This is a genomic window from Halomonas sp. H10-9-1 (assembly GCF_040147005.1).
GTDB lineage: Bacteria > Pseudomonadota > Gammaproteobacteria > Pseudomonadales > Halomonadaceae > Halomonas.
Map to the genome: position 1 here is coordinate 1,664,013 of NZ_JAMSHO010000001.1, position 22,715 is coordinate 1,686,727.

Sequence of the window (22,715 nt, forward strand, 5' to 3'; positions counted from 1 at the left end):
GTGAGGGTCAGACCCTTAAGGGGATTTAAGGGTCTGACCCTCGAGGGGCTGGGGTGGGATCACTCCCAGGTCGCCGGGTACTCGTCCCAGTAGCGGCCCATCTGGCGCTCACGCGTCAGGTCGTAGAGCTCGTACTGGCGATCCAGCGTCGCGCCGCCGTCGCGGGTCAAGGGGCGCCATGAGATATCCGCGCGGTCGCGGCTGGAGCGGGTGAAGAAGGCATCCAGCGGAATCGACAGGTAGAGCCCCTTGTCGAAGCCCCCCTCGCCGAAGTCGTCGTCGGCGTCGGTCCAGGTGCCCCAGGCGCCGATGCGCACGCCGGAATCGAACTCCCGCGAGAAGTCCAGGGTTGTCCCCACGTCGCCGGCGAGATAGCGCCCCACGCTCAGCTTGGCGAGGATCTCCTCGATACCGGTTTCCACGTAGGCCGTCGCATGCCCCGTCCAGGTATCGTAGTCACGCAGCCCGAAGCGCTGCTCGAAGTCGCGCTGACGCACCCAGTTGGCATCCAGGCCCAGGGCCAGCGGGCTGTTGAACGGCCGGTAGAGCAGCTCGGCCCCGGCACCGGCATACATCATCTCCAGCAGGCCGCCGTAGCCCATGGCGTACCAATCATTGCCAAGCCTGGCGGTTCGGGTGTATTGCAGGTTCTCGATGCCCAGGCTGGACTCGCTCAGGTAGTCGCCAATAAAGGTGCGCACTCGCGGCAGCTCGGAATCGGCAATGTAGTCGTACTCGTCGAGGTTGTCCCAGGCCGTCCAGGCCAGCTCACCGCTGAACCAGCCGTTGGCATCGGTGCGATACTCGGCGTCCAGCACCGCCATCAGCCGGAACAGGTAGCCATCGGGGCCCCCGAAGTTCTGGTCCAGGCGTGGGCCCAAGCTCCACGCGAAGCCACGCAACGGCGCCGAATAGAGGGCATCACCGCGCTGCGGTTCGAGGCGGGCATGTGCGTAGATGCTGTGCAGGTGGGCCTGCTCGGCGTTTTCGCTCCGCGCCGCGGCGACCAGCGGCTCGCGGGGATGCACGTCTTCGCGCAGCGGCATGCCGCGTTCTGACCAGCTGAAGTGAAAGCGCTCGATCTCGTCATCGGCCTGGGCGTGAAGAATACGCCCCGCGCGCCCCTCGCTTTGCTGCAGCCGGCGGAAGGTGGTGGGCTCGGCCTCCACGATCAGCTCATCGTCATCGCGGGCGATGCGCGAGACCCGCATGCCGGCGTTACTTTCCAGGGCCTGCGCTACCTCCGCCCAGTTCTCGCGAGGCGGCGCATCGAGCGCCTGCGGTGCCGGGTCACGCTTCACTTGACGCAGGCCGGCCAGATCGATGTTGTAGGTCACACCGGCCATGGCGGTATTGCCACGTTGCCAGCCGCCGTGCAGCTCCAGGTTGTCGGTCACCGCCAGGCGCGCTCCCAGGTTCACGCGGCTATCCTGTTCCTGGTCATTGGCCTGGGGTTCGCTGCCGTAGTCATTGCCCTCGACCTCCAGCTGCAGCACCAGCGGGTCCCAAGGGGTCTGGTATTCCACCCCGCCGAACAGCGCCATGGGGCCGCGGAACAGCGCATCGATGGCGAACTCACCACCCTGGTCGCCGCCGGCGTCGCCTGGCCGCTCATCGAAACGGTCATGCACCCAGCCCAGCGGGGAGTCCACATCAGCCGCATTGCCGAGATAGCCCCAGCCCAGGCCCAGGGTGAGGTCGAAATCGCCCCAGCGCTTGCTCGCCGCCAGGTATTCGGCACCGAACAGCGTGGTGCCACCCACATCGCGAAACCCCAGCGCCAGCTGCGGCCAGTAGCGGGTCTCCTCGAGCAGGCGAAACTTCATATCGAAGCCCTTGTCGAGATTGGGCCGCCCATCGCCCGCCGCGGCGAACTCGCGGTTCTCCACCTCCACATAGCGAAAGCCTCCCTCGAACCACTCCAGCGGCTGGAAGAATACGCTGTAGCGTCGGTAGGGCGACGTTCGGCTCCAGTTCACACTCATGGTGCCCTCCGGCGCCATGCGCGCGGTAGGCGTCTGCATCAGGCCCACGCCGCCGAAGTCGCTCTGGCCGGTGCCTAACTCGCCTGCCAGGCCGGCGGCGAGGGTGGGTGTCGCCGTAAGGGCAAGCAGACTAGATACTTTCCACTGCATTACTTTCCACTTTCTACTCATTCCCTTGACCCCTTGACCCCTTGACCCCTTGACCCCTTGACCCCTTGACCCCTTGACCCCTTGACCCATCAAACCTCACTCCACATCCCATAGCTGGCACTCCTCTCCCGGTAGCCGTGTGGCCAGGAACTCCGGCAGCGCCTGGTTGACCCAGCCGGCCTCTTCCACGGTGCCGGGGAAGGGCAGGGCGGCGCGCAAGCCCTGGGCCTCCGGCAGCAGCAACACCACCCGGGCCCCTGGCGCCAAGCCCGTAGCTTCGTTGTTCCAGTCGGCGATGCCACGCATCTGGAGCTCTCCTAGCGGCGAGATCACCGCCGCGCGGTTGATCTTGGTGGTGGCGTTATCGGGCAGGGTGCTCAGCGCCCCTGCCAGGGTCATCTGCGATTGCCAGCGCACCCGGGTGATGCCACCAAGGTGCCACACCTCTACCCAGCGCGGTGGCTCACACAGGGCGAAGCTTGCGACCGCCGTTAGTGGCAGGTCACGCCGCAAGTCTGCGGCGATCCACGGCAGGTCATGGCGTCCTGGCGTTCGGCTGCGCGTGAGGTCGGCGTCGGCAATGGCCTGACGCCAAGCCGCCAGCCCCTGGCTCAGGGCGCCGTTTCCGCTCAGGCGAGCACTGGCAACCAAGGTATCCAGCTCCGCGCGCAGACGCGCTTGCTGAACGGGAAGCGACTCAAGCGTGGCGCGGCGTGTCGCTACCGCATGGCCCCAGCTGATCGCCCCGGGCACCCCGCCCAGCACGCTTACCCAGGCATCGCTCAGCTGCTGGGTCGGTTGCGCCACCACCGGCGTCGCCATCAGCAGCGCCGCTAGCACCGCGCCATGACGGCACCATGCGGCAATCCGGCGGCGTTTTGCCCCCGTACGCCGCTGCGACTGCTTCATGTCGTGATCCTTGACCCTTTTACCATCGATTACCACCACGCTCGCGCCACCTCCCATGCAATCTGATCACCCTCGGGCCATGGCGAAACCTCCGCCGCCCACAAGCGCCTGTCTTGCGGACTGCGATAAAAGCGCGATTGGCTCACGCCCCCACTGTCCCAGGTAATGAGCTCGCGACATAACTCCAGCGGCCGCGAACTCAGCGGCAGGGCGCGTGTCTGTGCCGGCTCGCAGCGCAGCTCGGCATCACCTTCAGCGGCCAGCACGTCACCGCTGGCGTTCTGCCAGTGGCTGGCGACCCGGTAGCTGACCGGCGTGTCGGATCGCCACGGCACCCAGCCAGAAGCGCTGGACTCTGCATGATTCTCGAGCGGGGCATGATTCTCGAGCGGGGTATAGCGCAGGCTCAACAGGTCGCGACGAAAGCCCACGGTAGCGGCAAGCCCATCGCGGTAGAGCACCAGCGCACCCTGCTGACCGGTGGGCCATAGCGTGGTATCACCGGCCAACGCGCCCAGCACTACCAAGCCGCTTCGCGAGGCGCTCTCCAGCACAAGTGAGGCGAAGCGCAGCGATTCGGCCCGTTCGCTGGGGCTGCTAGCCCCCATACCGCCCGGGAATGCAGCGCCGATCGAGCTGCCCAGGGGCGAAACGCCGCCGCCGGCACAGCCCGTCAAGATCAGGGCGGCACCGGCGGCGAGCGCAACGCTGGCGTGGCGGAAGCCAGACGCAGTGTTAGTCAAAAGATCCATCCTTGGAAGCAAGGAGACTGGTTGACCGCTTCTCAGCGGATCGTTGTGCGAAGATGGCCCTGATCAAGCCGATCAGTTGGTACCGGAGCTTGAGCTGCTGTCGGAGGCGACGATGACCCCGCCTATCACGGCGACAGCGGCGATGGCCCCAAGGGTAGTGGCGGAGAGGCCGGTCGCCTGTTGCAGACCGGCCGCGAAGCCTTGCGGCTGGTTCTGCGCGGTGGCGACACCCTGGCCGCTGCCGCCGGCCTCTTCGCCAGTCGGCTCTCCCTGCGCCATCGCCAGCGGCGTGGTCAGCATGCCGGCAATGGCCACCAGCGCGCTGGCTTTCTTGAATCCTGCGGTCTTGAAGGTCGGCATCGTGAGACTCCTGTGCATATGGTGTCGACGTGAGATTTCTTACGTTACGTGATGGTAGCCCAATGCTCGGCAGACTGCGACCCTCGAATGGTCGATAACTCGACAGCGCAGAAGGCCGCCCTTTGACAAGGCAACGCATGTGCTTACAGGCGGCACAAGTCGCCGGGCTATTGACCTCAATATTCCTGTCACGTTTTGCCAACATCATGACGGTAAAAGCATGTATCTGGGAGTGGCCGTCTACCGCCCAACGTGTAGGACATTGACTACAATCGTTGAAATGCCGCCTCGAGCGGTAGGCCTCGAGCGCTTAGCCAGTTATAATTCGCCCCTTTCAGCAGTACACCCAATAACAATAAGCCAAAGCGTTGACCATCCAGGCCTCGGGGACTCGCCTATGACACCTCGGGGCGGTAGCGTGTCCAGACGACCCATCGACGAGAGACCGAGCCATGCGCCACCACCGCCTCAACCGACTGCGACTCGCCGGCCTCGGCCTGGCCGCCCTCGGCCTGCTTGCCGGCTGCTCCCTGGCCCCCGGTAGCCATATGGACTACCAGACCGAGACTGCACCCATCGACGAGCTGGTGGATATCGAACCCATCACCCCGGGGCTGATCGCCAGCTGGCAGACCGCGGCGGGCGGCCAGCCGATGAGTGCCGAGCTCAAGGCGCAGCTTGAGGCCTACGAATACCGCGTCGGCCCCGGCGACGTGCTCAGTATCATCGTCTACGACCACCCAGAGCTCACCAACCCCGGTGGCACCGAGCGCAGCGCCGCCGAGGTCGGCAACCGCGTGCAGGCCGACGGCACCTTTTTTTACCCTTATATCGGCCGGGTGCAGGCCGAGGGCAAGACCATCGGCGAGATCCGCAGCGAGCTAAGCCGCCGGCTCGCCGCCTATATCACCCAGCCCCAGGTCGAGGTCAGCGTCGCCGCCTTCAACGCCAAGAAGGTCTACCTCAGCGGCGAGGTCAGCGAGCCCAAGACCCTGCCCATCACCAGCGTGCCGCTGACCCTGGTCGACGCCATCAGCCAGGTGGGCAGCGCCAACCCCGGTGCCAACTGGCACGCCGTCTACCTCAATCGCAACGGCCAGCAGCAGCGTATCTCGCTGTTCGAGCTGATGCGCAACGGCGACATGACCCAGAACCGCCTGCTACAGCCCGGCGACATCCTGCATGTGCCCAGCGCCGAGAACCAGGCTGTGGCGGTGATGGGCCAGGTCAATCGACCCGGCAGTATCCCGCTGGGCAACGAGCGCATGACGCTCACCGACGCCATCTCGCGCAGCGGCGGTATCGATGAGCGCAGTGCCAACCCCTCCGGCATCTTCGTCATTCGTGGCCAGGAGCAGGGCGACAAGCTCGCCACCGTCTACCAGCTCGATGTGCGCAACGCCGCCTCCTTCACCCTGGGCAACCGCTTCACCCTCGAGCCTCAGGACGTGATCTACGTCACCACCGCGCCCATCGCCCGCTGGAACCGCGTGATCAGCCTGCTGCTGCCCTCCATCAGCCTTCCGGGTGTGGCGGCCGAGACGGTCAACGACGTCGACGACGCCCGGAACTGATGTTTGCACGCATCCTGGTCGTCTGCACCGGCAACATCTGCCGCAGCCCGGTGGCCGAGGCCATGCTGCGCCGGGCCCTCCCGGCCAAGCAGCTGAGCTCCGCCGGCCTCGGCGCCCTGGTCGGCCACGGCGTCGAACCCACCGCCCGGGAGCTTGCCGAAGCCGACGGCCTCGATGTCGCCGGCCACCAGGCCCGCCAGCTCACCCGCGAGATGCTGGCTCAGGCCGATCTGATACTCGTCATGAGCCAAGGCCAACGCCGCGCCGTCGGTGAGCTGGCCCCGCAGGCCCTCGGCAAGACCATGCTCCTCGGCAAATGGCTGCCCGGAGAACCGGAGATACCGGATCCGTACCGCAAGAGCCGGGAGGCGTTTGAGCACGTGCACGGGCTACTGGCCGCCGCGGTGGGGGAGTGGGCGAGGAGGCTGTAGGGGCAAGCTACAAGCTACAAGCTACAAGGAAACCCGGGAATAACTTGTAGGAGGCCGGCTCTGCCGGGCGAGCGGAGGCCGAAGGCCTCCCCCGGTGCCCCCGAATCGCCGATAAACCGGGCTCCCACGAAAGCTGCAAGCTACAAGCTACAAGCTACAAGGAAACCCGGGAATAACTTGTAGGAGGCCGGCTCTGCCGGGCGAGCGGAGGCCGAAGGCCTCCCCCGGTGCCCCCGAATCGCCGATAAACCGGGCTCCCACGAAAGCTGCAAGCTACAAGCCGCAAGCTACAAGGAAACCCGGGAATAACTTGTAGGAGGCCGGCTCTGCCGGGCGAACGGAGGCCGAAGGCCTCCCCCGGTGCCCCCGAATCGCCGATAAACCGGGCTCCCACGAAAGCTGCAAGCTACAAGCCGCAAGCTACAAGGAAACCCGGGAATAACTTGTAGGAGGCCGGCTCTGCCGGGCGAACGGAGGCCGAAGGCCTCCCCAAGGCACATCTGGTGACTCATTAGCTAATCTCAAAGAACATGTTTCGCTTGGAGATTGGCTATATGAAATTCGAGGATCTGCAGGTTTGGAAACGCGCTGCGCGCCTGTGTGCCAATGTCTATACCGAATTCAAAGGCTGTCGAGATTTCGGCTTCAAGGACCAGATCACCCGCTCGGCCTTATCCATCGCCAGCAACATCGCCGAAGGGTACGAACGGGATAGCGAGAAAGACCGAGTCCGCTTCTTGAGTTACTCCAAAGGCTCATGCGGTGAACTCAGAACACAGATATATATCGGCATCGAGATTGGTTACATCGAAAAACAGCTCGGCCAGCAGTGGGCCCAGGAGACCCGCGAAATCTCCAAGATGCTCCACGGCCTGATGGCCTCCTTCCGCCGCTAAGAATCATCAACATAGAAACGCTGGGTTTCCTTGCAGCTTGCAGCTTGCTCCTTGCAGCTGACCACCCAGCCCGGAGAGCTCACCCCACATGTCTGACCCACAGAACCCCGGAACGAAGCCATCTTCAGTGGCGGATGATGAGATAGACCTCGGCCGTCTCTTCGGCCTGCTCCTCGACCACAAGTGGCTAATCATCGCCATCACCTTCGTGTTTGCCCTGGGTGGCGTGGCCTATGCGCTGCTGGCCACCCCCGTGTATCAGGGTGATGCCCTGGTGCAGGTGGAGCGCCGCTCCACCGTCAGCCCGCTGGGCGATCTCGCCGAGGTGTTCGGCCAGGAGGGCGAGTCCTCCACTGCCGCCGAGGTGCAGATCCTGCAGTCGCGCATGGTGCTGGGGCAGGTGGTCGATCGTATCGGCCTGGAAACCGTGGTGCAGCCGCGCACCCTGCCGGTCATCGGTAACTTCATTCGTCGTCACGGTATCGAGCGCCCTGAGTTCATGGCCGGCCAGGCGTTCGTGTGGGGGGGCGAGACCATCGAGGTAGGGCGGCTGGATGTCACCCAGGCATGGCGCGGCAAGCCGCTCACCCTGATCGCCCAGGGCAACGGCGGCTACCAGCTCGAACACGAAGGCCAGGTCCTCGGCGCCGGGGAGGTGGGGCAGCTCGCGACGCTCGCCCAGGGCGACATCACCCTGCGCGTGGCCGATCTCGAGGCGCCCGCCGGCGCCGAGTTCACCCTGCTCAAGCGCAGCCGCCCGGCGGCGATCAACCAGCTCCAGAGCCGCCTCTCCGTGAGCGAGGTGGGTGGTGGGCGCAACAGTAGCACTGGCATGCTGCGTATCACCCTCACCGGCACCGAGCGTGCCGAGATCCGCCAGGCGCTGGACGCCGTCACCGAAACCTTCCTCACCCAGAACGTCGAGCGCCAATCCGCCGAGGCCCAGCAGAGCCTAGAGTTTCTGCGCGAGCAGGCCCCCGAGCTGCGCGCCCAGCTGGCCCAGGCTGAGGACGCCCTGAACGACTACCGCGTCGAGATGGACAGCGTGGACCTCTCCAGCGAGTCCCAGGCCGCCATCGAGCAGTTCATCGCCCTGGAGCAGCAGCTCAACGAGCTGGAGTTCCAGGAAGCCGAGCTGGCCCAGCGTTTTACCCCTAACCATCCTGCCTACCAGACCCTGCTGCGCAAGAAGCGTCAGCTGCAGCAGGAGCGTGCCCAGCTCAACGAGCGCGTCAACGAGCTGCCCGCCGCCCAGCAGGAAATCGTGCGCCTGACTCGCGACGTTGAGGTCACCCAAGCGATCTACGTCAGCGTGCTCAACAAGATCCAGGAGCTCGAAGTAGCCCGCGCCGGCACTGTGGGCAACGTGCGCATCATCGACGAGGCGCTGGTGGGCGAGGCCCCCATCGAGCCTAAGAAGCCGCTGATCGTGGTGCTGGCCACCCTGCTGGGTGGCATGCTGGCGGTGGGCCTGGTGCTGGTGCGCGGCCTGCTCAACCGCGGTGTGGAGAGCCCGGAGCAGATCGAGGATGCCGGCCTGCCGGTGTACGCCACCGTGCCGCTCTCGGATGAGCAGCAGAAGCTGGTGCGCCGGGTGAAGCACAAGCGCGACCGCCACGCCAGTGAGATCGCTACCGCGGTGCTCGCCGAGCGGGCGCCGGCCGACAATGCCATCGAGGCGCTGCGCGGCCTACGCACCAGCCTGCACTTCGCCATGCTGGAAGCCGATGACAACCGCCTGGTGATCACCGGCTCCAGCCCCTCGGTAGGCAAGAGCTTTGTTTCCATCAACCTCGGCGCGGTGTGTGCCCAGGCCGGCCAGCGCGTGCTGGTGGTGGATGCCGACATGCGCAAGGGCCACGTGCACAACGCCTTCGGCGGGCGCAGCAAGAATGGCCTTTCGGAGCTACTTGCCGGCAAGCTCGGCCTCGAGGAGGTGGTGCGCCACAGCACGCAGGAAGGGCTCGATTACCTCTCACGGGGCGAATCACCGCCCAACCCCTCGGAGCTTTTGATGCACCAGCGCTTCAGCCAGTTCCTGGAGATCGCCAGCCGGCAGTATGACCTGGTCATCCTCGACACCCCGCCGGTGCTGGCCGTCACCGATGCCGCCGTGGTCGGCCGCCAGTGTGGTACCACCCTGATGGTCGCTCGTTTCCAGCAGAACCCGGTCAAGGAGATCCAGATCGCCACCCGCCGCCTGGAAACCGCCGGCGTCAGCGTCAAGGGCGCCATCCTTAACGCCATGCAGCGCAAGGCCGCCACCTACTACGGCTACGGCTACTACAACTACTCCTACAAGTAGGGCGCCCCTTGACCCCTTGCTCCCAAGGACTACCCCCTTGATGAGGTCTTCAATCGGATGAGGTCTTCAAGCGCTGAGCCATGCGACTGAATCAGCACGAAATCGATGTCATCAAGGCAGCCACAGCCGAGATCTTCGGCAATGAGGCCGAGATCCGGCTCTTCGGCTCGCGCATTGACGACGCTGCCAGAGGCGGCGACATCGACCTCATGGTCACGGTCAACCAACCTGTCGATAATCCGGCCTGGGATTGCGCGCGCCTCGAAGGATCCATCATCATGAAACTCGGGGAGCAGAAGATCGATGTTCTGCTGGAGGCTCCCGGCTTGAAGCGTTTTCCGATCCATGAAATCGCCCGGGAGCAGGGCATCCGGCTGTGAGGAGCCCGCTATGACGCTATCGCCGGAAACGACGGAAAGACTGGCCTTCCTCGTCAGGGTCGTCGGCAAGGAAATTGCTCACCTCGAGTATGCCGATAAGCAGGCGTTCAGCCCGCCGCTGACCCGTGACGCCGTCGAAGGCCTGGATAGCAATCCCGCACTGGCTTTGAAAATCGAAGCCTTCACCAGCCGATTCTGTCGTCTACAGGATACGGTCGGCGACAAATTGCTTCCGGCGCTTCTCAAGGCATTGGGAGAACCTGCCAGCGCGCTGCTTATCAACCTCAACAAGGCGGAAAAGTACGGTTGGCTTGACTCAGCAGATCAATGGGTCAACTTGCGACAGCTGCGCAACAAGATGATCCATGAATATATTGAGGATTCAGACGTCCTATACGTCTCACTGATGACGGCGCATGACAACCTCTCGGTCTTGAACCGGTTTGCCAGAAGTCTTGTTGTCCAAGTTGAGCAGCTGCAAACGCTGTGAGGCCTTATCCTTACCGCCAATACACCCAGGGCAACGCCTCCTCCATGCCCAGGGCGCGCTGGTCGGCGATGAAGTTGGCGATATCGAATTCATCCGCCGGCAGCAGGCCGCCCGCTCGCTGGTAGACGCGCAGATCGGCCCGCATGCCGCGGATGGTATTCTTCGACACGCTGTTAGCGATATGCCGGCGCGCCCGAGCCGAGAGCCGCTTCACCACCTGGGGCAGGCGTTCGAACTCCACCACCGCCTCATCGGCTTGGATGAGCTCGTCGGGTCGGCTATCACGGCTCATGGCACCCCCGCTCCTGTCGGGCTGGACCGTGTTCAGACTATAAATAGCTGGATAGATAGCCAGTATAGCCGCCGCGAGGGCCGCTATACTGACGCCCAGCTTGAACAGCGCCACAGCCCGCTGAGCAGTGTCTTCGGCGTTGAGAATGCCGGCGCCAGCTGGGAAGCGTTGCAGCAAGCCGTGGATCGGATGGTCGCGATTGTTCAGGAAGACCCTCACAAGGAGCGCATCGACAGGATTGTCACCCGGTGGCTGAAGCGCCACCTGCATCGGCTCGGTGCCGACGTCAACCTGGATCAGCTCGATAGCCTGGTGGAGGATAAAGCGATGCTGGCAGAGAACTTGGAAAACCTGGTCAAAAAGGAGCGCTTGGAAGGTCGCCAGGAAGGAGAAGTCATAGGGCAGCGTCATATCTTACTAAGGCAGCTTGGTCTGAAGTTTGGAGAGCTCCCCACGTGGGCTCAGCAGCTGCTCGACGAAGCGACTCCCGAGCAACTAGAGGCATGGTCCGCAGCCATTCTCACCGCTAACACCCTCGATGACGTGTTCAAGCGTTGAATCATGCGTCTATCCCCGTCTGACATTGATGCCATCAAGGCAGTGGTTAGCGAAAACTGTGGCGAAAGGGCCGTCGTCCGGCTCTTCGGCTCCCGCCTCGATGACACCGCCAAGGGTGGCGATATCGACCTCATGGTGGAGCTTGATGAAGCGGTTGAGCACCCTGCGCGCCTGTCGGCCTGGCTCAGCGTCAAGGTCATGCGCGCCACGCAGGGTCGCAAGGTGGATGTGATACTGGCGGCACCTAACCTCGAAGAACTGCCGATTCACCGTATCGCTCGGGACCAGGGAGTCATACTGTCTAATGACAAATAATCATCAAGAACGCCTTGCCTTTCTGCACCGGGTCGTCAGCAAAGAAATTCGGCACCTGCACTTTTCGGCATCTCGCGTCTTCGACCAGCCACTGGATGTCGACCGAGCCGCAACGCTCGCCAATGACGAAGCGTTCGCTGAAAGGGTCGAGGCGTTTGTAAGCCGTTTCTGTCGGCTGCAAGACACTGTTGGAGACAAGCTTCTCCCAGTCTGGCTGCAGGCACTTGGGGAGAAGCGGGGTGCGGTAGTCGATAACCTCGACAAGGCAGAGAAGCTGGGAATGCTGGAGTCCGCCGATCGCTGGCTGGCAATACGCCAGACTCGTAATCAGATGATCCATGAGTATATCGAGTCTGCCCAGGTATTGGTTGATGCGTTGAATGCGGCTCACGATTACCAAGAAGAAATCATTAGTTTTGCTAACGCAATGTTAACCGATGCCAAAAAGCGTGGGTTAATCTAATTTTCTGAGTCTGGATTCGATTGGCAGCCTTCGCTTATCTTGAGGCTTGATCGCAGCGCCGGAAGACCTTGAATATTCCGGCGAGCTTCGGCAGCGCGTGGCGTACTGGGCTTCCATGTCTATACTGTACCGATAGACAGTGGCGCGAGGTAGGCATGGCAAATCATCACGACACCGGTTACAAGGAGCTTTTCAGCCACCCCGAATTTGTTCAACAGCTTATCGAAGGCTTCGCGCCGAACGAGATCGCCGAGCTGATGGACTTCTCGACGCTCAAGAAGCATAACGGCCACTACATTACGCCGCTGTTCGAGGAAAAGATCGAAGACGTGGTGTGGTCAGTCGAGGTGACCTGGCAGGGGCTGACGCAGCGGGTGTTTCTCTACATTTTGCTGGAGTTTCAGTCGTCCGTGGATCGCACGATGCCGATTCGCCTGCTGCACTATGCTGCCTGCTTCTACAGTGAGCTGCTTAAGCAGAAGACACTCACACCCGGGCAAAGCTTACCGCCGGTGTTCCCGGTGGTGGTCTACAACGGCTCACGGCGCTGGACGGCACCGCAGGATGTCTACGAGATGGTGCAGCCGGAACCCCCGGCCTTTCTCCAGGTCTACCAGCCGCACCTGCGCTACTATCTGATCGACGAGGGGCGCTATACTGAAGCCCAGCTCGAACAGCGACACAGCCCGCTAAGTGGTGTCTTCGGCGTCGAGAACGCCGGGGCCAGTTGGAAAGCGTTGCAGCAAGCCGTGGATCGGATGGTCGCCATCATTCAGGAAGACCCGCACAAGGAACGCATCGACAGGATTGTCACTCGGTGGCTGAAGCGCCATCTGCATCGGCTGGGCGCCGCCGTCAACCTGGATCAGCTCGACAGTCTGGTGGAGGATAAAGCGATGCTGGCAGAGAATTTGGAAAATCTGGTCAAGAAGGAGCGCCTGGAGGGTCGTCAGGAAGGCCGTCAGGAAGGCCGTCAGGAAGCTAATCGTGAAACTGCTCGCAACCTAATTAAATTAGGTGTGCTGAGTGACTTGCAGATCGCGGAGGCGACTGGCCTGACCGTGGCAGATGTGCAAATGCTGCGAGAAGACGATCTGCATTGATCTCTATGAGTGGCTGCACGGCCTCCATTGATGCCTTTTCCTCACTCGCTGATGCGACCGCAACGCATGATGTTCTGAACAAGCGGGTTGGCACCGCCCTCCCTTGTCGCCAACTCACTCAATAAATCAGTGAACTAGCAGGCTTCAGTTAGCATTCCGCACCGCCCCTGCCAACGGCACTAATGGAGCTTGCTTCTTGCGGCGATCTCGGGCCATCACCGCGCCGGGTCAGACACCGGCCAGGGATGGCCGGGGTCTGACCCAAGCGGGCCGCCGTTGCCACGCTTTCCCTGCAGGCACTCCATGAAACGACCTTCTCGACGGCAGCGTATCAAGCCCAAACAGGCGTTACTGGAAGCTAGTCAGCTGTCCGAGTGTGAGCGGCAACAGCTTGCAGATCGCATACGTTATCAAGGCAGCCCGTTCCATAAGCGCTATCCTGCAGACTATGGATTTCCTGAGCCCAAACCACGGCCAGACAAGACGCTCTGTGATGCTGACGCGCCCCTTTTGAAATCACAGGCTGAGGAACTATTGGCGGCCGGGGTGCTACGAGGCATGGTGAGTGTTCAGTTTCGTAGTGGCTGGCCTCAGAATATCTGGTCCGTCTGCGAGGGCGTCGTTTACGAGTCCCAGCTTCAGAATCAGGAGCTGGGTGAGTACCATGGCTATCCAATGAGCCTTGATACAGCCTTTGCTGTGGTCGTTCTTGAAGAGTGGGAGAATCGAGCCCCATGAGCTTTCGCATGACCACCCGCTGGTGCAAGGTAAGCTCACTGGGCAGTGGCAGTGCCCAGGAGCGCCAACCTGATCGGGCAACCCTGGCAGAGTTGGAGTTGGCAGTAGGTGAGCTACTTTTCACTCGTGCCGAAGACTCCCTGAGTGGCGAGGTTCGCCATCATGCGATTCTGGCGGCCAACCCGCTTGCCGAGTGGCTGGTGTGGAACTGGTGGCGGCTATGCTTTGAACCCCAGCCCGCCGGCAAGCAAACGCTAGGCTGGCTCGAGGCCCACCGGATGGCCAATGTGGGTGGAGGTTGGTTGTGGCCAAATGTCGAGTTCGTCAGCGATGGCGTGCGGATGCGCGTAGGCGCCAAAGCTAGTGCCGCGTCAGCGCATCAACCGCTGCGTTATCTTTCTGCCGACCACGCCGTCATTCCCTTGGCACAGTTCGAACAAGGCGTTGATGCATTTGTAGAGCGGGTGATCGAACGGCTATCGAAACTGGCAGTGGCGGGTGCCGATCTTCCTCACATGTATGAAGAGCTACTGGCTGAGCGGGCCGATTCCGAGACGGCGACCTATCGGCGGCTGGAAGCCCTGCTGGGCTTTGACCCAGACGAATGCCCCGATGAGCGCGTGATGACGCTTTATCAGGATGCGCAAGGCTTAGGGCTCGAGGCGATCGCCGAGTTGGCAGCGGGTGCCGGCAGCTCCCCGCTGAGTGCCAGCCAGCTCAAGGCTTGGGCGCGCTCTCAAGGCTGCGAATCGGACCAGCAGAACCGCCTTGGCTGGGTAGGGCAGGGCTATCGAGTGGACCACCAGCTTCCCGCCTGGCGAAATGGGGTGAAAGCGGCCCACGCCGTGAGAGCTCAAGAAAGGCTAGCGGATGCCGCCATTGGCAATCGCCAGCTTGCGGAATGGTTTGCCGTGCCGGCTGGGCTTTTCGAGGAACAGCGCCATAACAAGGCGTTAGCCTATGAACTGGCCTTCGAATCAGACAAGAGTCGCGTGCTGTTACGCTCGCGGTGGCAGGCAGGGCGCCGTTTCGAAGTGGCTCGGTTGTTAGGGGATGTACTCTTACAGACTGAGCCCAAGCCTTTGCATCTGGCAACGGCGCAGAATACCTACCGGCAGAAGCTGCAGCGCGCCTTCGCCGCCGAGCTGCTCTGCCCCATAGAAGCGCTTTCAGAGCTATTGGCAGGTGATTTTTCGGACGATGCGATTCAGGGTGCCGCCGATACTTTCGGGGTAAGCCCGATGACGGTGACGGTGCAGCTGCTTAATAATCGCGTGATGCAGAGCGATGAACTCAACGGCCTGGACCCAGACTGGGCCGTGGCGTGAAGCCTGGTGGAAGCGACATGCACAGGCAAACAGCAGCCTTTCCTTATCGCTAGGTTCGTGAAAAATCAGTGGGTTAGGTGACGCGCTTCCGCCAGGATGCGGCACCACCCCGCCAAATGGCGGGGCCTTTGGCGAAACGGTCGATGCCGCCATATGGCGGACTGGGCCCGCCAATTGGCGGGGTCAGGTGTTTCGCCAGAACGTTGACAAAGGCCCTTTGTCATCCAGTCGCCATTCTTGTGATGACGCCCTGGGTACAGCAGATGCTGAACTTATTTCTTGAATTCAGAATTCAACTTTGAAGTGCTTGTAAATGACTGACTCCGCCATTGCGAGTGGGAAAAAGAAAAGCCTTGCATCAGGCGCAATAGTTTACTTGGCTTCAAATATCCTGAATGCGTCCATTCCTTTCCTTCTGCTGCCGATTCTGACACGTCATCTTGAACCATCTGAATATGGTCAAGTGGCCATGTTTCAGTTGTTAATATCGGCGCTTACTGCTTTTGTCGGGTTGAATGCGGTTGGGGCGGCAAATAGAAAATACTTCGATGAAGATGCGCGGAAGGAGATGCCTAGCTATATAGGAGCGTGTTTCCAGATATTAGCTGTCAGCTTCCTGCTAGTATCAGTGTTTCTGCTGATTTTTCAAGACTGGCTAGCAGGAGCGCTAGGGCTCTCGCCCATCTGGATCCTTCTGGCTGCGGTTTCATCAGGCGCTAGCTTTGTTGTAAGAATGCGGCTTGGTCAATGGCAGGTTAGAAAGCAGGCTTTAAAATATGGTGCATTGCAGATTTTATTAAGTCTTTTCAATGGCACCTTATCATTAGTGTTGGTTTTAGCCTTGTCTTATGGGCCGGAAGGACCTATGGCTGGACAGACAGTTGCTTCGATCATTGTTGGAGGCATAGCTCTTCTTTTGTTAATTAAAGATGGCTTGGTGCATTTTTCACTGCGGCTTGATCAGGTCAAGGACGCGTTGAGCTTTGGTGTTCCCCTAATTCCTCATATAGGTGGCGCCTTTCTCCTTTCCACCGTAGACCGATTTTTTATTAACAAGCACTTGGGCCTTGATTCTGCCGGCGTCTATATGGTGGCTGTGCAGATAACCATGGCAATGTCGATTTGTTTTGATGCATTTAACAAGGCGTATGTGCCATGGCTGTTTGAAAGGCTTAGGGCGAACGACTCGGCAACCAAGCGCCGCATTGTTAAGTGGACTTATGCTTACTTTGTGATCGTGCTGATGATGGCTGGTATGGCTTTTCTCGCTGGACCGTATGCCATCACGCTTATCGCAGGTGAAAAATATGCGGCTGCGGGAGCCATTATTGGGATATTGACCTTGGGGCAGGCATTCCAAGGCATGTACCTGATGGTGACTAACTATATTTTCTTTTCTAAGAAAACCGCCAGGCTGTCTATGGTCACAATCTTTTCCGGGGTGCTGAACGTAGGGCTGCTGCTGCTGCTGATTCCCATTCTAGGCCTGCAAGGGGCTGCGATTTCGTTCGTGCTTGCTATGGCGATTCGTTTCGTCAGCACCTGGTGGCTTGCAAGCATTAGTCATCCGATGCCTTGGTTTAATTTTAGAAATAAGGAAGTTTGATACATGTTCGACAATGCATCCATCCTGGTCACCGGTGGGACCGGCTCCTTTGGCCACACCTTCATTCCCATGCTGCTGGAGCGCTACAACCCCAAGCGGGTGATCATCTTCTCTCGCGATGAGATGAAACAGTGGGAGATGGCCAAAAAGTTCGAGGGCGATCCCCGTGTGCGCTTCTTCATCGGTGATGTGCGCGACCGCGATCGGGTCTACCGGGCCCTGGATGGCGTCGACTACGTGGTGCATGCGGCGGCCACCAAGATCGTGCCCACCGCCGAGTACAACCCCTTCGAGTGCGTCAAGACCAACGTGATGGGCGCCATGAACCTGATCGATGCCTGCATCGACAAGGGCGTGAAGAAGGTGGTGGCGCTCTCCACCGACAAGGCCAGCAGCCCCATCAACCTGTATGGCGCCACCAAGCTCACCTCCGACAAGCTCTTCGTAGCCGGCAACTCCTACGCCGGCGGCCACGAGACCCGCTTCGCCGTGGTCCGCTACGGCAATGTCATGGGGTCTCGTGGGTCGGTGATTCCCTTCTTCACCTCTATCCGCGACAAGGGCGTGCTGCCCATCACCGATGAGCGCATGACCCGCTTCATGATCAGCCTGGAGGAGGGCGTGGAGCTGGTCTGGCACGCCTTCGAGGACATGGAAGGCGGCGAGATCTACGTCAAGAAGATCCCCTCCATGAAGGTCACCGACCTGGCCCGGGTTATCGCCCCAGAGGCCAGGCAGGAAGTGGTGGGCATTCGCCCCGGCGAGAAGCTGCACGAGCAGATGATCGGTGCCGAAGACGCCTACTACACCTACGAGTACCCCGAGCACTACAAGATCCTGCCGGCCATCAACAGCTGGGACAAGGACGCCAACCGCATCAAGGATGGCAAGAAGGTGCCGGAAGGCTTCGTCTACGCCAGCGACAATAACGGCGAGTGGATGAGTGACGCCGAGCTGCGCGCCTGGATCGACGCCAACTGGGAAAAGATCGGAGCCATCTGATGATCCCCTACGGATGCCAGGATATTCAGCAGGCCGACATCGACGCGGTGCTGGAAGTGCTTCATTCGGACTTCCTGACCCAGGGCCCGATGGTGCCGCGCTTCGAGCAGGCGGTGGCGACCAAGGTAGGCGCGCGCCATGCGCTGGCGGTCAACAGCGCCACTTCGGCCCTGCATATCGCCTGCCTGGCGCTGGGCCTGGGGGAGGGCGACTGGCTCTGGACCACGCCGATCACCTTCGTCGCCTCCGCCAACTGCGGCCGCTACTGCGGCGCCCAGGTCGACTTCGTCGATATCGACCCGCGCACCTATAACCTCTGCCCGCAAGGGCTCGCGACCAAGCTCGAACGGGCCGAGGCGGAAGGGCGCCTGCCCAAGGTGGTGGTGGCGGTGCACCTCTGCGGCCAGCCCTGCGACATGCAGGCGATCCACGCCCTTGGCCAGCATTACGGCTTCCGGATCATCGAGGACGCGTCTCACGCCATCGGCGGCAAGTACCAGGGCGACTACATCGGCAGCGGTCGCTACAGCGATATCACCGTGTTCAGCTTCCACCCGGTGAAGATCATCACCACCGCCGAAGGCGGCATGGCGCTGACCAACGACGAGGATCTTGCCCAGCGAATGGACCTGCTGCGCAGCCACGGGGTGACCCGGGATCCGGCGCTGATGACCCATGAGGCCGATGGCCCCTGGTACTACCAGCAGATCAACCTCGGCTACAACTACCGCATGACCGAGCTGCAGGCGGCTTTGGGGCTCTCCCAGCTGGAGCGCCTGGACGACTACGTGGCACGGCGCAACGCCCTGGCCGAGCGCTACGATGCCGCCCTGGCCGAGCTGCCCGTGACCACCCCCTGGCAGCACCCGGACAGCGTCTCCGGCCGTCACCTCTACGTCATCCGCCTGCAACGCGACCGGATCACCCCGTCCCACCGCCAGGTGTTCGAACGCCTGCGCGAGCAGGGCATCGGCGTGAACCTGCACTACATCCCGGTGCATACCCAGCCCTACTACCGAGAGCTGGGTTTCAAGCACGGAGATTTTCCTGTTGCGGAAGCCTACTACGACGAGGCTATCAGCCTGCCGCTCTATCCGACCATGACCCCTGCCCAGCAGGATGAGGTGGTGACGGCGCTGGCTCGGGCCCTGGAGGTCGCATGAAACAGGCGGTAGACGGACAAGCCATTGCGGTTATCCCCGCCCGCGGCGGCAGCAAGCGCATTCCGCGCAAGAACATTCGCGAGTTTGTCGGCAAGCCGATGATCGCCTGGTCGATCGAGGCCGCGCTGGCCAGCGGCTGCTTCGACCGGGTGATCGTCTCCACCGACGATGACGAGATCGCCGCCGTGGCCGAGGCCCAAGGTGCCGAGGTGCCGTTCCGCCGCCCGGCCGCGCTCTCCGATGACCATGCCGGCACCATCCCGGTCATCGCCCACGCCATCGACTGGCTGGGCGAGCAGGGTCAGGCGCCTGAGGCGGTCTGCTGCCTCTACGCCACGGCGCCGTTCGTGCAGGCCGAGGATCTGCAGGCCGGGTTTCGCGCCCTGCAGGCAAGCCGTGACGTCGACTACGCCTTCTCGGTGACCAGCTACGCCTTTCCCATTCAGCGTGCGCTACGCCTGACCCCGGAAGGGCGCGTGGCCATGTTCCAGCCCGAGCACTTCCATACCCGCTCTCAGGATCTTGAGGAGGCCTGGCACGATGCCGGGCAGTTCTACTGGGGCCGCGCCGCCGCCTGGCGCGAGGGCACGCCGATCTTCAGCGAGCGTGCCGTGCCGGTGAAGTTGCCGCGCCACCGCGTGCAGGATATCGACACGCCGGAAGACTGGCAGCGCGCCGAATGGCTGTTCAAGGCCTGGCAGGCCTGCCACACTCATGTGGATCAAGAATAACGGTGAGAAGTGTCATGGAAGATGTGAAATTCCCTGATGGCTGTCCAGACGGCTGCCCGCCCAGCGATGCTGAGGACGCTAATGGACAAGTTTACCGCGTTTGCCGAGCTAACCCTCCAGTAGCCAAAGATTTTGCAAGCCATGTGGAGCTGGGGAAAGTAAGAGGCGGTGATGAATGTATGCGGTGTGGGCTCTCGGTTTTTCGTAATGAGGCCGATGCCAGACAGCTGACGAAGTTGTTTCCCAAGCTTGGAAAATGGGTGTTTAGCGGGCGGTTAACACCTGAAGCCGGCAAGATAAAACCAACTCCTGCTCGGCAGCGGCCTTCGCATACCACATGGTGGCCCTATGCGGGCGTGGATCGTGCAGCTGCTTTCCAGCCGGTCGATGAGGAGTAATGCGATGGACTGGCAAGTAGGCGGTGCACCGGTAGAAACGACCTTTTTTGATGGTTTTGAAATTGAAAAAGTGCTAATAGAGTTTGATGGCCCGCGGTTGTTCTATGCTAGCACCTCTTTTTGTTCCATGTTGTTCATGCTAGTGGATGAAGATGAACTGCATTTGAGGCATTTGGTGGTGCCGGCAAGTCAAGCGATGCTTGGCAACCTAAAAAAAGGACTGCTGACGGTGAGGGAGGCTTTAGATCAGCCGCTACTTTGGGTGGTAGATACCAATTTAAATTACTCACCCCAAGCCGCTTGGCGCTCAGACTTGCTGGCGTTACCCAAGGATGTGTTGCCACAGCCAGGTGTGATGCTGTGGCCGCATCTACAACCAACGTTTTCACTTCGTGCTATTGGTGATGGACTGGCAGAAGGCGCAGTGCCAGCCAGTGTGATCAGACAAGTGGTTGATGGTGCAAGCACAGCGCTGCGAAAAGCAGCGCTATATGTCACCGACGAGCCTACTCGACAAGGCAGAGTGAGAAAGTCCTTAAAGCGTCTTTATGACCTGCCAGCACAACGGTTTGCTTACCGCAGCTTTGAGATCGCTTTTGGCGAGCCTGAAGAAACTGCGGGTAAGGCTAGTTCTCTGTGGGAAGATGAAGAAGATGAGCTGGCTCCCCTTGGTGCGGCATTGGAAAAAGTGATTACCGCAGCGGCTTCGGAAGATCAGCTGGAATCGCTTGATATCACCTTGCTGGAAGCGATTGAGAAATTGGTGCCACCGCTATCAGGGGTGGTTTCGGAGTTTGAGGTTAGTGGAAGAATTGTTAATGCAACAGGAAGAAAATACTCTTTGAAGCGTGAAGACTCTCAGCGAGTCAAGAAGGTGTTGCAGAAAGTAAGGGGACGAGAGGAGAAAATTAGCACCTTGGAAGGCATGGTGTCAGAGATGGACCGTGATAACTTGACGTTCACACTGCGTCAAACTTCAGACGACAAAGACCATGTGTGTGCCTTCTCCTCTGACATCTTTGACGAAGTGCTAGAGGCTTTCAGTCAAGCCGTGCGGGTCACGGTGAGCGGTCGTGAGACACTGAAGAACGGTAACATCGAAGTGTCTATTTTCAATCTTAATGAGCCTGCGAAACATTCAGCTGAAGATGATTGATCGCGTCAGAGTGACTATCGCCTTCCGCGCCGACGCCTCGCTGGAGATCGGCAGCGGTCATGTTATGCGCTGCCTGACCCTCGCCGATGCTCTGCAGGCTCAGGGTGCCCAGTGCCACTTCCTCTGCCGGGAGCACCCTGGGCACCTGTGTGAACTGATCGAGGCCCGTGGCTACCCGGTCCATCGGCTACCGCAGGAAGCGCGCGACACTAACACAGCCGTCACGTCTGTCACCGAGCCTAAGCTTGATCATGCCCACTGGCTGGGCGCGAGCTGGGACGAAGACGCCGCAGCCTGTCTGCCGCTCCTGGCCGAGCTGGCCCCGGCCTGGCTGGTGGTGGACCATTACGCCCTGGATCATCGCTGGGAAAGGGCGGTACTCGACGGGCTTTCCGGCTCAAGGCCTCGCCTGCTGGTGATCGATGACCTGGCGGACCGTCACCATATTGCTGATCTGCTGCTGGACCAGAACCTCGGCCGGCAGGTGGAGGACTATCGTGGCTTGGTGCCCGAGGGCTGCCAGGTGCTGGCAGGGCCCCGCTATGCGTTGTTGCGCCCCGAGTTCCGCGAGTGGCGCGAGGCCAGCCTCAGCCGGCGTGCCCGCGAGCCCGGGCTGCGGCGTCTGTTGATCAACCTCGGTGGCGTGGACAAGGACAACGTCACCGGCCAGGTGCTGGACGCCCTGATCACCTGCGACCTGCCGGCTGACCTCCAGATCAGCGTGGTGATGGGGGCTTCCGCCCCCTGGCGGGAGTCGGTGGCGGCCCAGGCCGCGGCGATGCCCTGCCCCACCGAGGTGGTGGTTAACGTCAGCGATATGGCCCGGCGCATGGCCGAGGCGGACCTTGCCATCGGCGCGGCTGGCAGCACCTCCTGGGAGCGCTGCTGCCTGGGCGTGCCCTCAATCATTGTCGAGATTGCCGATAACCAAGCCGGCATTGTGGCAGCGGTGGTAAAGGCTGGAGCTGGTATCGCCCCCAGCGGGCTGCACACTTCCTGTTTCGTGCGTAGTATTGACAATGCGGTTGCCAAAGCAGTTGAACGTTCACGACTAAAAACTATGTCTGATGCTGCTTCCGAGCTTTGTGACGGTGATGGGGTACCACGGGTAGTGCAAGCACTTATATCTAAAGGTATCACTGTGCGCCCGGCACTTTCTGACGATGCCGAAAACGTCTGGCGCTGGCGAAACGATGGTGTTTCGACAGCGTTCTACCTGAGCCAGGAAAAAACGAAATTTTCCGATCATCTTGCTTGGTTCGAGTCAGCGCTCGCATCACCCGAACGTGATTTGCTTATAGTTGAAATCGGGCGAAAACCAGCAGCACATGTCCGATTCGATAGGTGCTTGGAGACCAAAGGCACCGCTGAGGTAAGTATTTACCTTAATCCGGACCTTCGTGGGCAAGGACTTGGCGCACCAATTTTAAGAGCGGCTTGCAATTTTGCTTTTGAAAAAGGCTTAAATCTTATTCTTGCGCAGGTGCATATCGAAAACACAGCTTCATTGAAGATCTTTACTCGGGCAGGGTTTAAGCAGATCTCAATAAATGGAAGTTTTAAATCGCTCGAAATGGAAAGATCCACTTTTCCCCGAGTAGATGTCAATGTTCCGAAAGGAGCAACTTAA

General features: G+C 61.0%; 24 protein-coding genes. 19 read left to right on the plus strand and 5 right to left on the minus strand.

Annotated elements, in window-relative coordinates; translation table 11 throughout:
• Positions 1–59: 59 nt before the first annotated feature.
• From NFH66_RS07580 to NFH66_RS07595, 4 genes are all read right to left on the minus strand, one after another.
• Positions 60–2,135 carry a YjbH domain-containing protein gene (locus tag NFH66_RS07580; protein WP_349609562.1) on the minus strand — a complete coding sequence of 692 codons (2,076 nt, stop codon included), beginning with the start codon at positions 2,133–2,135 and terminating at the stop codon, positions 60–62.
• Positions 2,136–2,231: 96 nt separating this feature from the next.
• Positions 2,232–3,044, minus strand: a complete 813-nt coding sequence (locus NFH66_RS07585; RefSeq protein WP_349609563.1) for a hypothetical protein — start codon at positions 3,042–3,044, stop codon at positions 2,232–2,234.
• 29 nt (positions 3,045–3,073) lie between these two features.
• Positions 3,074–3,787 (minus strand): hypothetical protein, encoded by a 714-nt coding sequence (locus NFH66_RS07590; RefSeq protein WP_349609564.1) that lies wholly within the window; start codon positions 3,785–3,787, stop codon positions 3,074–3,076.
• Positions 3,788–3,868: 81 nt separating this feature from the next.
• Positions 3,869–4,156, minus strand: a complete 288-nt coding sequence (locus tag NFH66_RS07595) for a hypothetical protein (RefSeq protein WP_349609566.1) — start codon at positions 4,154–4,156, stop codon at positions 3,869–3,871.
• A 452-nt stretch (positions 4,157–4,608) separates the two neighbouring features.
• Between NFH66_RS07595 and NFH66_RS07600 the strand changes: the two genes are divergently transcribed.
• The 6 genes from NFH66_RS07600 (at position 4,609) to NFH66_RS07625 (ending at position 10,232) form a co-directional block, all read left to right on the plus strand.
• The gene (locus tag NFH66_RS07600) at positions 4,609–5,730 is read left to right on the plus strand and encodes a polysaccharide export protein (protein ID WP_349609568.1); all 1,122 of its coding nucleotides are present in this window, start codon (positions 4,609–4,611) and stop codon (positions 5,728–5,730) included.
• On the plus strand, positions 5,730–6,161 hold the full coding sequence (locus NFH66_RS07605) for a low molecular weight protein-tyrosine-phosphatase (protein ID WP_349609570.1): 432 nt from the start codon (positions 5,730–5,732) through the stop codon (positions 6,159–6,161). The genes NFH66_RS07600 and NFH66_RS07605 overlap by 1 nt, the downstream gene beginning before the upstream one ends.
• Positions 6,162–6,715: 554 nt before the next feature.
• Positions 6,716–7,057, plus strand: coding sequence for a four helix bundle protein (locus NFH66_RS07610; protein WP_349609571.1), 342 nt, complete (start codon positions 6,716–6,718; stop codon positions 7,055–7,057).
• An 88-nt stretch (positions 7,058–7,145) separates the two neighbouring features.
• The gene (locus NFH66_RS07615; protein ID WP_349609573.1) at positions 7,146–9,362 is read left to right on the plus strand and encodes a polysaccharide biosynthesis tyrosine autokinase; all 2,217 of its coding nucleotides are present in this window, start codon (positions 7,146–7,148) and stop codon (positions 9,360–9,362) included.
• An 80-nt stretch (positions 9,363–9,442) separates the two neighbouring features.
• On the plus strand, positions 9,443–9,742 hold the full coding sequence (locus NFH66_RS07620; protein WP_349609575.1) for a nucleotidyltransferase domain-containing protein: 300 nt from the start codon (positions 9,443–9,445) through the stop codon (positions 9,740–9,742).
• Between the two features lie 10 nt (positions 9,743–9,752).
• Complete coding sequence (locus tag NFH66_RS07625; RefSeq protein WP_349609577.1) at positions 9,753–10,232, plus strand: hypothetical protein; 480 nt, start codon at positions 9,753–9,755, stop codon at positions 10,230–10,232.
• Between the two features lie 10 nt (positions 10,233–10,242).
• On the opposite strand, the gene NFH66_RS07630 is transcribed toward NFH66_RS07625, so the two are convergent.
• A complete protein-coding gene (locus tag NFH66_RS07630; RefSeq protein WP_349609579.1) occupies positions 10,243–10,524 on the minus strand; it encodes a hypothetical protein in 282 nt (93 codons plus the stop codon).
• On the opposite strand from NFH66_RS07630, the gene NFH66_RS07635 reads away from it, so the two are divergent.
• The 13 genes from NFH66_RS07635 to pseG all read left to right on the plus strand — a co-directional run bounded on the left by NFH66_RS07635 (position 10,489) and on the right by pseG (position 22,715).
• Entirely contained in the window at positions 10,489–11,082 is a 594-nt protein-coding gene (locus NFH66_RS07635; RefSeq protein ID WP_349609580.1) for a DUF4351 domain-containing protein, read from the plus strand. The genes NFH66_RS07630 and NFH66_RS07635 overlap by 36 nt on opposite strands.
• A 3-nt stretch (positions 11,083–11,085) precedes the next feature.
• Entirely contained in the window at positions 11,086–11,397 is a 312-nt protein-coding gene (locus NFH66_RS07640; protein ID WP_349609582.1) for a nucleotidyltransferase domain-containing protein, read from the plus strand.
• Positions 11,387–11,860, plus strand: coding sequence for a hypothetical protein (locus tag NFH66_RS07645; RefSeq protein WP_349609584.1), 474 nt, complete (start codon positions 11,387–11,389; stop codon positions 11,858–11,860). The genes NFH66_RS07640 and NFH66_RS07645 overlap by 11 nt, the downstream gene beginning before the upstream one ends.
• Before the next feature lie 155 nt (positions 11,861–12,015).
• On the plus strand, positions 12,016–12,963 hold the full coding sequence (locus NFH66_RS07650) for an Rpn family recombination-promoting nuclease/putative transposase (RefSeq protein ID WP_349609586.1): 948 nt from the start codon (positions 12,016–12,018) through the stop codon (positions 12,961–12,963).
• A 303-nt stretch (positions 12,964–13,266) separates the two neighbouring features.
• Positions 13,267–13,701 carry a hypothetical protein gene (locus NFH66_RS07655; RefSeq protein WP_349609588.1) on the plus strand — a complete coding sequence of 145 codons (435 nt, stop codon included), beginning with the start codon at positions 13,267–13,269 and terminating at the stop codon, positions 13,699–13,701.
• Positions 13,702–13,709: 8 nt separating this feature from the next.
• Complete coding sequence (locus NFH66_RS07660; RefSeq protein ID WP_349609590.1) at positions 13,710–15,029, plus strand: ImmA/IrrE family metallo-endopeptidase; 1,320 nt, start codon at positions 13,710–13,712, stop codon at positions 15,027–15,029.
• Between the two features lie 313 nt (positions 15,030–15,342).
• Positions 15,343–16,635: a lipopolysaccharide biosynthesis protein gene (locus NFH66_RS07665; RefSeq protein ID WP_349609592.1), complete on the plus strand. Its 1,293-nt coding sequence runs from the start codon at positions 15,343–15,345 to the stop codon at positions 16,633–16,635.
• A gap of 3 nt (positions 16,636–16,638) precedes the next feature.
• The gene (gene pseB / locus NFH66_RS07670) at positions 16,639–17,637 is read left to right on the plus strand and encodes a UDP-N-acetylglucosamine 4,6-dehydratase (inverting) (RefSeq protein WP_349609593.1); all 999 of its coding nucleotides are present in this window, start codon (positions 16,639–16,641) and stop codon (positions 17,635–17,637) included.
• Positions 17,637–18,800 carry a UDP-4-amino-4,6-dideoxy-N-acetyl-beta-L-altrosamine transaminase gene (pseC, locus tag NFH66_RS07675; RefSeq protein ID WP_349609594.1) on the plus strand — a complete coding sequence of 388 codons (1,164 nt, stop codon included), beginning with the start codon at positions 17,637–17,639 and terminating at the stop codon, positions 18,798–18,800. The genes pseB and pseC overlap by 1 nt, the downstream gene beginning before the upstream one ends.
• A complete protein-coding gene (pseF, locus tag NFH66_RS07680; RefSeq protein ID WP_349609595.1) occupies positions 18,797–19,531 on the plus strand; it encodes a pseudaminic acid cytidylyltransferase in 735 nt (244 codons plus the stop codon). The genes pseC and pseF overlap by 4 nt, the downstream gene beginning before the upstream one ends.
• A 14-nt stretch (positions 19,532–19,545) precedes the next feature.
• On the plus strand, positions 19,546–19,929 hold the full coding sequence (locus NFH66_RS07685; protein ID WP_349609597.1) for a hypothetical protein: 384 nt from the start codon (positions 19,546–19,548) through the stop codon (positions 19,927–19,929).
• Between the two features lie 4 nt (positions 19,930–19,933).
• Positions 19,934–21,085 (plus strand): hypothetical protein, encoded by a 1,152-nt coding sequence (locus NFH66_RS07690; protein ID WP_349609598.1) that lies wholly within the window; start codon positions 19,934–19,936, stop codon positions 21,083–21,085.
• Positions 21,078–22,715, plus strand: a complete 1,638-nt coding sequence (gene pseG, locus NFH66_RS07695) for a UDP-2,4-diacetamido-2,4,6-trideoxy-beta-L-altropyranose hydrolase (protein WP_349609599.1) — start codon at positions 21,078–21,080, stop codon at positions 22,713–22,715. The genes NFH66_RS07690 and pseG overlap by 8 nt, the downstream gene beginning before the upstream one ends.